This window comes from Saccharothrix sp. CCNWYY140, from assembly GCF_037401995.1.
GTDB lineage: Bacteria > Actinomycetota > Actinomycetes > Mycobacteriales > Pseudonocardiaceae > Actinosynnema.
The window spans coordinates 45835-59903 of sequence record NZ_JBBEGC010000042.1 but is presented as its reverse complement, the minus strand read 5'-3'; the positions used below and the strand labels follow the sequence as shown (position 1 = coordinate 59903).

12 protein-coding genes are annotated in these 14069 nt (G+C 71.6%); 6 read left to right on the top strand and 6 right to left on the bottom strand.

Annotation, left to right across the window (positions count from 1 at the left end; translation table 11 throughout):
* The first annotated feature begins 368 nt into the window (after positions 1-368).
* The gene (locus tag WBN91_RS20100; protein ID WP_337728176.1) at positions 369-881 is read left to right on the top strand and encodes a hypothetical protein; all 513 of its coding nucleotides are present in this window, start codon (positions 369-371) and stop codon (positions 879-881) included.
* On the opposite strand, the gene WBN91_RS20095 is transcribed toward WBN91_RS20100, so the two are convergent.
* The gene (locus WBN91_RS20095) at positions 878-1354 is read right to left on the bottom strand and encodes an Lrp/AsnC family transcriptional regulator (protein ID WP_337728175.1); all 477 of its coding nucleotides are present in this window, start codon (positions 1352-1354) and stop codon (positions 878-880) included. The two genes, WBN91_RS20100 and WBN91_RS20095, sit on opposite strands and share 4 nt — an antisense overlap.
* Before the next feature lie 120 nt (positions 1355-1474).
* Here WBN91_RS20095 and WBN91_RS20090 point away from each other — a divergent pair, with 120 nt between their 5' ends.
* Genes WBN91_RS20090 through WBN91_RS20075 form a run of 4 tightly spaced genes read left to right on the top strand, consistent with a single transcriptional unit; the run spans position 1475 to position 5503 of the window.
* A complete protein-coding gene (locus WBN91_RS20090) occupies positions 1475-2536 on the top strand; it encodes a thiamine pyrophosphate-dependent dehydrogenase E1 component subunit alpha (protein WP_337728174.1) in 1062 nt (353 codons plus the stop codon).
* The gene (locus WBN91_RS20085) at positions 2533-3567 is read left to right on the top strand and encodes an alpha-ketoacid dehydrogenase subunit beta (protein WP_337728173.1); all 1035 of its coding nucleotides are present in this window, start codon (positions 2533-2535) and stop codon (positions 3565-3567) included. Before WBN91_RS20090 ends, WBN91_RS20085 begins: the two co-directional genes overlap by 4 nt.
* Positions 3560-4897 carry a dihydrolipoamide acetyltransferase family protein gene (locus WBN91_RS20080; RefSeq protein ID WP_337728172.1) on the top strand — a complete coding sequence of 446 codons (1338 nt, stop codon included), beginning with the start codon at positions 3560-3562 and terminating at the stop codon, positions 4895-4897. Before WBN91_RS20085 ends, WBN91_RS20080 begins: the two co-directional genes overlap by 8 nt.
* Before the next feature lie 48 nt (positions 4898-4945).
* On the top strand, positions 4946-5503 hold the full coding sequence (locus WBN91_RS20075) for a GNAT family N-acetyltransferase (RefSeq protein ID WP_337728171.1): 558 nt from the start codon (positions 4946-4948) through the stop codon (positions 5501-5503).
* On the opposite strand, the gene WBN91_RS20070 is transcribed toward WBN91_RS20075, so the two are convergent.
* Complete coding sequence (locus WBN91_RS20070) at positions 5457-8579, bottom strand: NACHT domain-containing protein (protein WP_337728170.1); 3123 nt, start codon at positions 8577-8579, stop codon at positions 5457-5459. The two genes, WBN91_RS20075 and WBN91_RS20070, sit on opposite strands and share 47 nt — an antisense overlap.
* 15 nt (positions 8580-8594) lie before the next feature.
* Between WBN91_RS20070 and WBN91_RS20065 the strand changes: the two genes are divergently transcribed.
* Positions 8595-9155: a histone deacetylase gene (locus WBN91_RS20065; protein ID WP_337728169.1), complete on the top strand. Its 561-nt coding sequence runs from the start codon at positions 8595-8597 to the stop codon at positions 9153-9155.
* Between the two features lie 5 nt (positions 9156-9160).
* Here WBN91_RS20065 and WBN91_RS20060 read toward each other — a convergent pair whose 3' ends face one another.
* The 4 genes from WBN91_RS20060 to WBN91_RS20045 form a co-directional block, all read right to left on the bottom strand.
* Positions 9161-10201 carry a GDSL-type esterase/lipase family protein gene (locus WBN91_RS20060; RefSeq protein WP_337728168.1) on the bottom strand — a complete coding sequence of 347 codons (1041 nt, stop codon included), beginning with the start codon at positions 10199-10201 and terminating at the stop codon, positions 9161-9163.
* Positions 10202-10296: 95 nt separating this feature from the next.
* Entirely contained in the window at positions 10297-10938 is a 642-nt protein-coding gene (locus WBN91_RS20055; protein ID WP_337728167.1) for an ABC transporter ATP-binding protein, read from the bottom strand.
* On the bottom strand, positions 10935-11600 hold the full coding sequence (locus tag WBN91_RS20050; protein WP_337728166.1) for an ABC transporter ATP-binding protein: 666 nt from the start codon (positions 11598-11600) through the stop codon (positions 10935-10937). The genes WBN91_RS20055 and WBN91_RS20050 overlap by 4 nt, the downstream gene beginning before the upstream one ends.
* Positions 11593-14052: an FtsX-like permease family protein gene (locus tag WBN91_RS20045; protein ID WP_337728165.1), complete on the bottom strand. Its 2460-nt coding sequence runs from the start codon at positions 14050-14052 to the stop codon at positions 11593-11595. The genes WBN91_RS20050 and WBN91_RS20045 overlap by 8 nt, the downstream gene beginning before the upstream one ends.
* Between the last annotated feature and the right edge of the window lie 17 nt (positions 14053-14069).

The following is a 14069-nucleotide window of genomic DNA, read 5'->3' as shown; positions in this document are numbered from 1 at the left end:
GCCTCCGGCAGGCCGGACGGGGAAAGAAACCGACGCCCTTCCCCCCGGGGGCCTGCCGCGCGGCGAGCGCCGCTTTTCATCTTGAGAGCGCGTCAGCGCATTCAGCTTGAGAGCGAAGCGTCACTCTTAAAGATCTTGAAAAGCTTGAAAAGAGCCTCGCCGGCAGGCAGGCCGCCAAGGATGACGGGGGGAAGCCCAAGTTAGGCGGTCTGCTGCGCGAGCTACTTCGAAAGGCGCACGCCCTGCGGGCGCGAAGGGCTGTGCGGGGGCGAAGGGCTGTGCAGGGGCGAAGAGCGTGCTCTGCGCCTCTACCGTCCCGACCTGCGCATTACTCGTCTTAGGGGGTGATCGCCGGCAGGATGGCGGCCGTGACCCGGGGCCTCCAGTACTTCGCGGCGTGGATGGCGTCCACCGCCGTCGCGGTCGCCCTGTCCTGGCTGGGCATCCGCTTCGTGCTGGACGCCGGTGTCCCCGAACGCCCGAGGCTGGTCGCCGGCCCCACCCAGCAGTCCAGCGCGGTCCCGACCACCACGACCACCACCGTTCCGCCCACCACCACGACGACCACGGTCACGACCACCACCACGACCGTCCCGACGACCACCCCGCCGCCTCTGCCGCCCGAGAACGGCACGTGGAGCGAGCAGAACGGCGAACCGGTCTACCTGCGCAGCTTCCGCCTGCAAGGCGGGGTCGCCGCGATCCGCTTCTCCGCGAGCGAGATCGAACCGATCTCCGCCACCCCGCGCCAGGGCTTCGCGGCCACCGTCGAACAGCCCGCCGACGCGGTGGTCGTCGAGTTCGTCGGTCCCGACCACCGCTCCCGCATCGAGGCGACCTGGGTCAACGGCCCGCAGTGGCGCATCGTGGAGGCCGGCTAGAGCTTGGGCTGGTGGCCGTCGGTGGGCAGTTCGTCGAGGATGAGCACGGTGTGGCTGGAGGTCACGTCCGGCATGGTCTGCAACCGCGAGAGCACCAGGTCACGCAGGCTGTGCGCGTCCGGCGCGCGGACCAGCAGCACCAGGTCGTAGTCGCCGGACACCAGCGCGCCGTGCCAGACCTCCGGGATCTCCAGCACCCGCTGCCGCACCGCCTTCCACGAGTGCTGGCTGATCTTCAGGTACACGTACGCCGAGATCCCGAACCCGTACCGCTCCGGGTCCACCACCGCCGTGTACCCGGTGATCACGCCGTCCCGGTGCAGCCGTTCGACCCGTGAGTACGCGCTGGCCCGCGAGATGTGCAGCTTCTCGGCCAACGCCCGCATCGACAGCCGGCCGTCCGCGCGCAGGGCCTCGACGATGCGGCGGTCGGTCGCGTCGAGCGGTGCCGAATGTCCAGGGCCTGGCGTCATGTGGCGCACTGTAACCCCTCTGCGCGGCCATTCGTCCGGATCTGGAGCTCAGATCTGGAACATTGGCCGGTGTGACGCGGACCATGCCCCCACTCGTCGGATGAAGGGTCGGAGGAGCTCATGGTCCCCACAAGGGAACTGCTGCCCACGGCGGAACCGCTCTCGCTGTTGCGCAAGGACGGCTCGCCGGTCGAGGACTCGCCGCTGGCGATGCCCGACGACGACGTTCTGCTGGAGCTGCACCGCCGCATGGTCGTCGGCCGCCGCTTCGACACCCAGGCCACCGCGCTGACCAAGCAGGGCCGGCTGGCGGTGTACCCGTCGTCGCGCGGGCAGGAGGCGTGCGAGGTCGGGTCCGTGCTGGCGTTGCGCGAGCAGGACTGGCTGTTCCCCACCTACCGCGACTGCGTGGCCCTGGTGACCAGGGGAGTGGACCCCGCCGAGACCCTCACCCTCCTCCAGGGCGGCTGGCACCTGGGCTATGACCCGTACGAGCACCGCGTCGGCCCGCAGTGCACCCCGCTGGCCACCAACACCCTGCACGCGGTCGGCTTCGCGCACGCCGCTCGGCTCAAGGGCGAGGACACCGCCGCGCTCGTGCTCGTCGGCGACGGCGCCACCAGCGAGGGCGACACGCACGAGGCGCTGAACTTCGCCGGCGTGTGGAAGGCCCCGGTCGTCTTCCTCGTGCAGAACAACGGCTACGCCATCAGCGTGCCCATGTCCAAGCAGAACGCCGCGCCTTCGTTGGCGCACAAGGGCATCGGCTACGGCGTGCCGTCCGTGCTGGTCGACGGCAACGACGTCGCCGCCGTCTACGCCGTGGTCAAGGAGGCCCTGGAGGCCGGTGGCCCGACCCTGATCGAGGCCCTGACCTACCGCATCGAGGCCCACACCAACGCCGACGACGCCACCCGCTACCGCACCTCCGACGAGGTCGCCGCGTGGCTGGACCGCGACCCGGTGGACCGCATCGAGGCCTACCTGACCGCACGCGGCCTGCTGACGCCCGAGCGCCGCGCCGCCGTGGCCGCCGAGGCGGAGGAGTTCGCCGCCGGCGTCCGCTCCGCGCTCAACACCGACCACGAGCACGACCCGATGTCGCTGTTCGAGCACGTCTACGCGACCCCCACCCGACACCTGCGCGAGCAGGCCGCGCTCCTGGCGGAGGAACTGGCATGACCGCCCAGTCGACGGCCCAGACGACTGCCCAGCCGACGGCTCTGTCGATGGCCGCCGCGCTCAACCGCGCGATGGCCGACGCCCTGGCCGAGGACCCGACCGTGCTGGTGTTCGGCGAGGACGTCGGCGCGCTCGGCGGCGTCTTCCGCGTGACCGACGGCCTGGAGGCCCGCTTCGGCTCGTCGCGCGTGTTCGACACGCCGCTGGCCGAGTCCGGCATCGTCGGCACCGCGATCGGCATGGCCATGAACGGCCTGCGCCCGGTCGTGGAGATGCAGTTCGACGCCTTCGCCTACCCGGCGTTCGAGCAGATCACCAGCCACCTGGCCAAGCTCCGCAACCGCACCCGCGGCCGGGTCGGGCTGCCCGTGGTGATCCGCGTGCCGTACGGCGGCGGCATCGGCGGCGTGGAACACCACTGCGACTCGTCCGAGGCGTACTACACGCACACCCCGGGCCTGACCGTCGTCACCCCCGGCACCCCCGACGACGCCTACCGCCTCCTGCGCGACGCCATCGCCTCACCCGACCCGGTGATCTTCCTCGAACCCAAGCGCCGCTACTGGTCCAAGGGCGAGGTGACCTTCGAGGGCGCGCTGCCGATGGACCGGGCCCTGATCCGCCGCCCCGGCCGCGACGTCACCCTGATCGCGTACGGCCCGATGGTCGCCACGGCGCTGGAGACCGCCGAGGCCGCGACGGAAGAGGGCTGGGACGTCGAGGTCGTGGACCTGCGCTCACTCGCGCCCTTCGACGACGAGACCGTGTGCGCGTCCGTCCGGCGCACGGGCCGCGCGGTCGTCGTGCACGAGGCGTCGGGCTTCGGCGGCTACGGCGCGGAGGTGGCGGCCCGCGTGACCGAACGCTGCTTCCACCACCTGCACGCCCCCGTCCTGCGCGTGACCGGCTGGGACATCCCGTACCCGCCGCCGAAGCTGGAGGAACACCACCTGCCGAACGTGGACCGCATCCTGGACACCATCGCCCGGTTGCAGTGGGACGACGAGGTCGTGGAGGTGCGCGGTGCCTGACTTCCGCTTGCCCGATCTGGGCGAGGGTCTGACGGAGGGCGAGATCGTGAACTGGCTGGTGGCGGTGGGGGACACCGTCAGCATCGACCAGCCGGTGGTCGAGGTGGAGACGGCCAAGGCCGTGGTCGAGGTGCCCTGCCCGTACGCGGGCGTGGTCACGGCGCGGCACGGCGAGGAGGGCGAGAAGCTGGCGGTGGGGTCGGTCCTGCTGACGGTCGGCGAGGTCTCCTCGGAGTACAGCGGCAACGTCCTCATCGGCTACGGCACCTCAGAACCCACCCGCCGCACCCGCCGCTCCCGCCGCACGCCTGGAATTTCCTCGGACAGCGCCACGCCCAACACTGTCGTACCCCCACGGGACAATGGTGACCGGGGGCCGGAGGCCGCCCTCACCACAAATCCCACCGCCTCGACCGGCCTGGCACCGGCGGTGATCTCCCCGATCGTCCGGCAGTTGGCGCGCGAGCACGGCCTGTCCCTCACCGCGATCCGAGGCACCGGCCCGGGCGGCGTCATCCGCCGAGCCGACGTAGAACGCGAACTAGCCGCCACGACCGCCGCCCCAGCCGCGACCGCCCCCGCGCCAGCCCAGCCCGCCACCACCACGGCCGGTACCACCACCACCGCCGCCACAGCAGGCACCACCGCCGGTATCACCACGGTCGCCCGGCGGATCCCGTTGCGCGGCCTCCGTGGCGCGGTGGCGGAGAAGCTCGCCACCTCCCGCCGCGAGATCCCCGAAGCGACCGTCTGGGTAGACGTGGACGCGACCGGCCTCCTCGCCGCCCGCGCCGCGCTCCCCAACGCGTCCCTCCTCGCCCTGCTGGCCCGCTTCACCATCCTCGGCCTGCGCAAGTTCCCCGAACTCAACTCCCGCGTCGAACAAGACGAGATCGCCGTCCTCGACCAGGTCCACCTCGGCTTCGCCGCCCAAACCGACCGCGGCCTGGTCGTCCCGGTCGTCAAGGACGCCCACACCCTCACCACCAACGCCCTCGCCCAAGCCATCACCGACCTCGCCACCCGAGCCCGCGAAGGCCGCATCCCCCCGGCCGCCCTCACCGGCGGCACCTTCACGGTCAACAACTACGGCGTGTTCGGCGTCGACGGCTCGGCCGCGATCATCAACCACCCCGAGGCCGCGATCCTGGGCATCGGCCGCATCATCGACCGGCCGTGGGCCGTGGACGGTCAACTGCAAGTCCGCAAGGTCGCCCAGTTGACCCTCGCCTTCGACCACCGGGTGTGCGACGGCGGCACGGCGGGCGGTTTCCTGCGGTTCGTCGCGGACTGCGTCGAGAACCCGATCACCGCACTGGGTGAGCTGTGAGCGAAACCCGGCCGCCCCGACGGCCGGGTTCCCCATAGATTGATCGACATGACCAAGCCCGACTACCCGATCCGCACCGAACGCCTCCTCCTGCGCCCCTTCACCCCCGACGACCACGCCGACCTGCACGCCTACCAGTCCCGGCCGGACGTCGTGCGCTACCTCTACGGCGAACCCCGCACCCCCGAGGAGACGACCGACAACCTCAAGCTCAAGATGTCGGTCACCTGGCCGGAGAAGGAAGGCGACCACCTCTCCCTAGCGGTCGTATATGACGGCCGGGTCATCGGGGAAACGGTCCTCAAGTACCTCAGCGAGGCCCACCGGCAGGGCGAGATCGGCTACATCTTCCACCCCGACCACCACGGCCGCGGCTTCGCCACCGAAGCGTCGAAAGCCATGCTGGACCTCGGTTTCGACAACCTGGGCCTGCACCGCATCGTCGCCTCCTGCGACGCGTTCAACGACAAGTCGTGGCACGTCATGGAACGCCTGGGCATGCGCCGTGAAGCCCACTTCCGGCACAACGAGGTCTTCAAGGGCGAGTGGGGCGAGGAGTTCATCTACGCGATCCTGGAGGACGAGTGGCGGGCTGCGCGGTCCTGACCCTGTCGTGCGGCCACACCGCGTCCGCGTCCAGCCCCAGCTCCCGCATGGCGTGACCGATCCGCTTGCCGAGGTCCGGCCGCAGCGCCGCCACGGTCTCCACGTCGACCTCGGCGAGCACCCGCGCCACACCCCACTCCGGGCCGAACTCGAACCCGCTCTCGTGCAACCTCAGCCACGCGTCCACCACGGCCACCGCCGCCAGGTTCGGCACGGCCGCCGAGTCCCAGTGCTCACCCACGAGCGCGACCAGCTCCCGGTCCGGCCCGCCGCGCCCGATCGCCTCGCACACCCGCGCCCAGAACGCCGCCTCCCGCCCGATCGGCCCGGACGCCAGCACCCGCAACGTCTCCGGTCCCAACGGCGGTGGCGTGCGGAACTGGTGCCTGACCACCAGCGGTTCGACCGGCGCCCACCGCAGGTGCCGCACCTCCCGCACGGCCGCCGTGGGGCTGGGCAGCGCCAGGTCCACAATCGCCCGCAACCGGTGCACCGACGTGGTCTCGGCCAGGTGCTGCACCGGGAACCGGAACGCGTTGCCGACCGGGTCGGCCGTGAAGTGCAACTCCCACGTCTCGTCCCGCAACGCCGCCGCCTGGTCCGCCACCACCGCCGGCAACGGGTCCGTGACGGGCAACGACCACCCGAACAACTCCACCGACGGCCCCTCGACCCACCGCACCGGGACCGACTCCACCAACGTCCGCCACTCGCCGTCGGGCAGTTGCGACTTCCAGAACGCCGTCAGCCGGGGCCAGTCCCGCACCCCCAGGTCCCGCACGTCGAACGGCCCGCGCGCGATCCCGTACAGCAGCACCAGGTTCAGCCCGTACACGGCTTCCCGCGCCGGCACCGTCCTCTCGACCGGCGCGTAATCACCGCGCCCACGCACATGCGGCCGTGACATGCCCTCGAACAGCCGCTGCACCACCCCGGAAAGCGCTTCCCGATCCTCATCGCCATCCGCCATGCCCGCGAGGAACCCCAACACCGGACCCCGAGAAGTCAACGGCGTGAACGACAACAACGCGTACAGATCACTGTCGTCCACCGGCACCGCCGCCGCCCGCCGTGGCCGCGCCTCCTCCGCGCGCCGGACGTCCCCCAACACCCGCCAGGTGAACCGCGCGACCAGGTACTCCCCAAAGGTCGCGTGCAGGAACTCGTACGTGCGCAAGGTCTTCTGATCCCGCACGGCCTCCGCGCGCTGCACGAAGAAGAACCGCCCCAGCGCCGCCTCACCAGGACTCAACGGCGTCCGCGCACCGGTAGGCCGCCCCGACGGCTCGACATCGAGCAATGCGGCGAAATCCGCAGTGACGTCCACTTCGGACACCCACTGCGTCCCCCGGTTGAACATCGCGAACGCCACCACGGACAACCGTTCCAGCTCGGCCTCGACGTCCTCGTCCCGGTCGGCCTCGGACCTGTCCGCGTCGGCCTTCTCCACCTCACGACGGGCGAACCCGGTCAGGATCCGCTCGTACAACTCGGCCTCGCTCAACGCGCTGCGCTCCTGCCGCAACCCGTCGTCCACCGCGTCGTAGAGCGCGAGCATCAACAACAGCAACGGCTGGGTGGCCAGTTCCTTGTACCGCAGCACGATTTCGGCCTCCAACGGCCCTCGCGCCCCGAAGTACCCGGCGTTGGTCCGATCCCACACCTCCAGCCACTGCGCGACCTGCTCATCGGTGAACGGCACCAGCCGCAGCACCGGCGCTTCGAGCGGCACCGAGATCCCACCCATGACACTGATCCGGCTGGTAACCACGACCGCCACCGGATACCCGGCGTCGGCCCGATCTTGCTGGAACTGGGCGATCCGAAGCAGATAACGCGACTGGCTGACCCCGGTGGCCTGCAACAACTCGTCCAAGCCGTCCAACAACACCACCGGCAACGCATCCCCGGCCGCTCGCCCCAGCTCGGCCCACCCGAGGTTCTCCTGCACGGCCGCTCGCAACCCGTGCTCGATCTGCTCCAACAGATCCGCCTCGGCCGGAGTGCTGCGCAGCTCGACCCGCACGGTGAGGAAGTCACTGGCCGGCAACCGCGCCGCCAACACCTTGGTGAGCATCGACTTGCCCGCACCGGGATCACCGAGCACAACCAGCGGTTCGGATGTGGCCACCAGCGAGGTGAGGTGCCCGATCAGAAACCGGTACAAGTCCTGACGAACCGGAATCTGCGCCCACAACGCCGCCACAGACGGTTCCCCCACACCGACTGCGACCTGGAAGCAGGGGTCGATGTAGGCCTCGCGGAGGGTGGGGATGCGCAATCCGGGCGGCGCGTCGTGCGCGTCCACGATCGGCCGGTCGAGTACAGCGCGGTACCTGCGTGCAAGATCGGCGCGCCGGGCGTCAGGATCGCGGCCGACACGCAGGATGGCGAGGTCGCTCTCCAAGCGCTCCAGGGCCGCACGCGTCGCTTTGGCGTCTTCGACCTGGAACCAGAACCGGATTTCCGGGTAGTCAGCCGCCGACTGAAGCAGCATGTCCCGGTACTTGTCCACCGCGACCTGCGGGATGCGCATCACCGCGACACTGAGCCGTGCCTGCTCAGTCTCGTTCAGTCTGTCCCACGCGGCACTCGCGCCAACCGTGCTCAGTAGGTCATGCGCAGCGACCATGTAACGGTGATTCAAGCTGACGAGCGCAATCTCCAACGGCTGGTCCGCAGTGGGCAACGGCAGGTCGCCGTCGAACAGGCCGTGCATGCCAAGTAGTTCGCCTTGGTCGGCGCGGGTGATCTCGAGGTGCTTCAGGTCGAACGGGATCTCCTTGGCCGCCTCGAAGAACGCCACCACGACCATGACCGCGTGTGCCGCGTGCAGGCGTTCGGTGCGCGAGTACCGGCTCAGGCCGCTGCGCTTCTCCGCCGCCTTCACCAACAGCTCATGACTCAACCGGATGAAATCGACCTTGGCGTCGAACCACCCGAGGAGTTCATTCACCCCCAACGCCACACCGCCGAGCAGCGCACCCCCCACGATCCGGTCCAATGCCGCAACGATCGGGTGCTCCTTGGCACCGAGCAGCTTCACCGCGTCCGAGTAGCTCAGCTTCCGCGCCACGGCCAAGATCCTCCCATGACCCCGGTCTGGTACGTCAGCTACGGCTCGAACATGCACCTGGACCGCTTCTCCCGCTACCTGGCCCTGTGCCGCGACCCCACGCCACCTCCGTCCATCCGACCGGTGACGATTCCCGGTGGCGTGTACTTCGCCACCGAGTCACCGATCTGGGGCGGCGGCAGGGCCTTCTACGACCCGCACCTCCCGCGCACCACCGCCGGCCGCGCCTACCTGATCACCGAACACCAGTTCGCGGACGTCGTCGCCCAGGAGATGTACCGCCCACCGGGCCAGGACCTGGACCTGCGCCCCGTCCTCACCACCGGCCGCCACACCCTCGGCCCCGGCCGCTACGAAACCCTGCTCCACCTCGGCGACCACGACGGCCACCCGGCCCTCACCTTCACGGCCCCCTGGCGGTCCGAGGACGTCGAGCACACCGCGCCCTCCGCCCGGTACCTGAGGATGCTCAAGGAAGGCCTGCGCGCCGCCCACGGCTGGACCGTCGACCGCGCCGCCGCCTACCTGGCCGCCTGCACGACCTTCTGGACCCGCCACGACATCATGGGCATCTGACCCAGTCAGTCGCGGTCCGGCATGGGGGACAGGTTGCCCTCCTGGTCGGCCACGCACGACGCCGTCCGCTCCGACGTCCCCAGGAACTCCGTCAGGCACCGGGCGATCTGGGCGTGCCCGCGGGCGTTGGGGTGGAAGGACTCCTGGAGTGCGTGCCGGGCGCGGGCCTCGTCGCGCAATCCCTCGAAGTCCACCGTCAACCGGGTGAACCACTCGGTGTCCGGGTTCTTCCCGCCCGCGCAGGCCTCGTGCTTCAGCCCGGCCTTCGACAGGTCCAGGAACCGCGCGCCCGCGCCCACCGCCGCCCGTCGCAGGGCCGAGGACAGCTCACCCACCGCCGTGTCCCGGACCCAGCGCAGGTCGGCGGTCCGAAGTGGACAGCCGGCCAGGTTCTGCAAGTCGAACGGCAGGTCCGGCGTCACCGGGGCCGCGTAGGACTGGAGGACCAGTGTGTAGGACTGGGGCGTGTAGCCGGACTCGCGCAGGACCCGCCGGATGTCGCCCAGCGCCCGCTGCACCTTGGGCACCATCCGCTCCACGCGCCCCTGCCAGTCCTCCTTCAGTGCCGTCGAGCAGTCCGTGCGCCGCTGGAACCACGCCTGGAGGCACGTGTTGAGCACGTCGGCGAAGCGCGGGTCGTCGTTCGCGCCCACCGCGACCACCACGGTGGTCACCCGGTACTCGCGGGCGATGCGCTCCAGTTGCCGGGCCTGCGACCCCTCGGTGTTGCGCACCTGGTCGGTCAGCCCGACCTGTTCGGCGTTGGCGCCCGAGCACGCCAGGTTGAACACCTTGTCCACCGGCAGCTTCGCCCGGTGGATGGACGCCTTCAACGAGCGGTGGCACCAGTTGCCGCCCTCGCCGTCGGTGCCGGGTTCGTAGGTGCCCGCGCCCTCGCCGGACATCGTGCTGTCGCCCAGGGCCACGGCGGCGGTCGGCGCGTCGCGACCGGGGCCGACCCACGGCGGCAGCGGGCCGTCCGCGACCAGCACGAGCAGGGCCACCAGCGGCAGCACCAGGAGCAGAGCGGCAAGTCGGCGGACCATCGCGGACCATCCTACGAAAAAATCGCCCACCCGGGCGGCCCACCCCGTGGACACCCGTCCCCCCCGAGCGACGGCCCACCCCGACGGACACCCGCCTACCCGGCGGAAACCCGTCCTCCGGAGAGGACCACGGTCCGGTCCGCGGCGCGGTGGACCTCGTCGTGGTGGGTGGCGATGAGCACGGCCGACCCGGCGTCGGCGGCGCGGCGCAGCACCCGCACGGCGATCGGCGCGCTCACGTCGTCCAGGTGGGCCGTGGGCTCGTCGGCCAGCAGCACGCGCGGCGCGGCGATCACGGCTCGGGCCAGCGCGGCCCGCTGCTGCTGCCCGAACGAGACCTCGGTGGGGTAGCGGTCGCCCAGCTCGCCGATGCCCAGCTCGTCCAGCAGCTCGGCGACGCGCGAGACGTCGCCGCCGGACCCCAGCCGCACGGGCAGCGCCACGTTCTCGGCCAGCGTCAGCTCGCCGGCCAGCCCCAGGCCCTGGGGGAGCAGCGCGCACACCGCCCAGGTCGGCGGCCCGGTCAGCACCTGCCCGCACAGCTCGACAGTGCCCTCGTCGGGGCGGTCGAACCCGGCCAGCACGGTCAACAGGGCGCTCTTGCCCGACCCGGACGGTCCCGACAGGGTGACCAGCTCGCCGGCCGCCACCTCCAGGTCCACGCCGCGCAGCACGTGCACCGGCCCGCCCGCGTGCTCGAACGACCGCTGGACACCCACCGCGCGCAACGCCGTCATGCCGCCAACGCTCCGTTCCGCAGGTCGTACCGGGTGTCGGCCAACGCGATCAGCCGCGGGTCGTGGGAGGCCACCACCACGGGCACACCGCGCCCGGCCAGGTCCCGCAGGGTGTCCAGGACCAGGTCCGCCGAGGCCGCGTCGAGCTGGGACGTCGGCTCGTCGGCCAGCACCACGGCCGCGCCCCGCGCCACCGCGCAGCCGAACGCCAGCCGCTGCTGCTGACCGCCCGACAGCGCCGACACCTTCCACGCGGCTGTGCCGGGCAGTCCCAACTGGTCGAGCAGCTCGGCCACCGCGCAGGAGCGCCCGGCGGCCTGAGCGGCGGCACGTAGGTTGTCCCCGACGTCCAGGTGCCCGATCAGGTTGTCGCCGGGGTGCTGGAACACCAGGGCGATCTCCGTGCGCCGCAACGCCCGCCGCGCCCGCGAGGACAGCCGGGTGGTGCCCCTCCCGCGCAGCTCGACCGCGCCCAGCGTCGGTCGTTCGACCAGGCTGAGCACCCGCAACAGGGTGGACTTGCCCGACCCGGACGGACCGGCCAGCACGGTGATCCCGGCGGCTGGTACGTCCAGCGACACGTCCGATACCGCCGTCACCGACCCGGCGGGCGTCCGGTAGGTCACGCCGACCTCCGACAGCCGCAACACCACCTCAGCCACGAATCAGCTCCCCGATCCTCGCCGACCGGACCGCGCGCACCGCGATCCACGCCGCCACCAGCACCACCAGCGCGCTCCCGGCCACCGTGGACGCCAGCAGCGGACCCACGTCCGGCACCTCCGGCGCGGGCGTCATGCGCGGCGCCGGGTCGAGCTTCGGCACGGCGAACCCGCTGCTCACCGCGCTCGCGGCCAACCCGACGGCCACCGCGACCAGCGCCAGCGCGCCCAGTTCCAGCAGGTGGCTACCGAGCAGCGCCGAGGGCCGCAGCCCCATCCGGGTGCTGAACGCCCCGGACACCGCGTTCTGCCGCCGCCGCACCTCGATCGCCAGCAGCAGGGCGATGGCCGCCACGACCGCCAGCACCGCCCCGATGGCCGTGACGAACCCGAAGGTCCACTGGATCGTCAGGAACGGCAGCCCCGAGGTCGCCTTGGACCTCTCGAAGACGTTGCGCGCGGTGATCCCGTTGTCCGCCAACACCGCCGTCAGTTCCTCCAGCGGCAGCGACGACCACACGTACCAGGAGGGGACGTCGTCGAGGTCCTTCACGTGAGACCGCGGCACCACCCAGCCCGACGTGCCCAGCTTCGGGAACGACGGCACGTGGGCGGTGGGGTTGAGCGGCGGCAGGCCGGGCAACGTGATCTCGCGGCGGGGCGCGTCACCCACGCGCAGCGGCTGGGTCAGCAGCGCCGGGTCCACGTCGTGCCGGTACGCGCCGCGCGCGAACGTCTCCGGGTCCACCACGAGCGCGGCGCGGTCGTTGACCTTGCTCTCGCCCACGATGGTGGAGTTGGCCCGGAGCGCCTCGGGCAGCACGACGTCCGGCGAGATCTGCGCGCTGGTCTCCGCCCCGGCGAACATGCCCGACTTCACGTCCAGCGCGGTCTTCTGCGACCCGGCGATGCTCGTGCCGACCGCGATCGTGCCGATGGCCAGCACACCCACCAGCAGCACCCCGGTGACCGGTCCCGCGGCGGCGGCCAGGCGGCGGATCGCCAGCTGCGCGGCGGGCTTGGACCACAGCGAGGCCCGGTGCGACGCGCGCAGCGCCCACCGCGCCAGCCGGGCCGCGAGCAGCGCCGTGGTCAGCACCACCAGCAGCGGGAACGCCAGCGCCGCCGCGTCGATGCGCGGCAGCCCGCCGATCTTGAGCGGGGTGGCCAGCCCGGAGTTCTGCACCCGGTCCCACGCCCACACCGCCAGCGCGCCGGTCGCCAACTCCCACGGCAGGGCCGTCAGCACCCGCCGCAGCCGCGTGCCCGACGTCGCCGCCTGGAACGACCGGTGCGCCCGGAACGCCGCCGCCGCCCACGTCACCACCAGGCTCGACACGACCACCGCGACCACGGCCAGCACGGCGCGGGGCAGCGTCCCGGACGGCAGGGCGGTGGACGGCGCGTAGACCGGCAGCAGCAACCACCCCACGCCCAGCCCCAGCGCGCCGCCGACGACCAGCGGCAACCCGAGTTCGAGCACCGCGCGCCCGCCCAGCGCCGCCGGACCCGATCCGCGCACCCACAGCAGCCGCAGCTCGGCGTGCCGCCGCTGGGACCACTGCGCGGTCACCGTCGCCACGCCCGCCAGGCCGATGAGCAGGCTGATCAGCGTGAGCGGCAGGATCGCCGACCGGACGTTGCGGGCGGTCTCCCGGGCGTTCTCGATCGGCAGCACCAGCGGTGTCACGACCCGCACGCCGTCCTGGTCGTAAGGGGCGATCAACGCGGTGCCGGCCGCCATCAGCCGTTCGGCCTCGTCGACCGTGCGCGGCACCTCGGTCGGGAAGCGGACCGTCACGTCGACGTCCTCGGTCAGCTGCGGGGGCAGCGCCGCGAACGCCTCCGCGCTGGGCAGCCACACCACGGAGGTGAGCTGGTCGTTGCGGCTGAGGACGTTCGGTATGACGAACTGCCGCTCCGAGCACCAGTAGGGCGGTAAGGGGTCGTGCAAGTCGGCGTAGATCGCGGTGACCGGCGGCAACGCGCCGCCCATGCCGCGTTTGCCGAGTTGGAGGTCCGTGGTGCGGGCGATGCTCTGCGGCACCCACAGGCCGTCCTTGGAGCCGCCTTCAAGGACCTTGAGGTGGTCCGTCGCGCCCGGTCGGTAGCCGAACTTGGCGAAGGTCGGCTTGCCGCCGAAGTCCGTGACGGCTTCGCGGGTGTAGGTCGCGGGCAGGATCGGGCGACCTTGGGCGGTGGCCCGCACGTCGTCGAGCGCGGGCGTGACCTGCGCGGCCGAGAGGGTGAACTCCAGCGACGGGTGCAGCGACTCGGTGCACAGCCGGTCCCGCTTGTAGTGGTAGGACAGCGCGGCGCTGCCGGAGGCCGAGTAGTGCAGGACGGCGGCGGACACGACGAAGCTGAGCAGCAGCGCGGTGATCACGCTGACCAGCAGGGTCAGCGGGCTCGACAGCGCGGCGCGCGGGGCGGCTCTCCACGGTGGCTGCACGTTGTGAAAGTTACTTG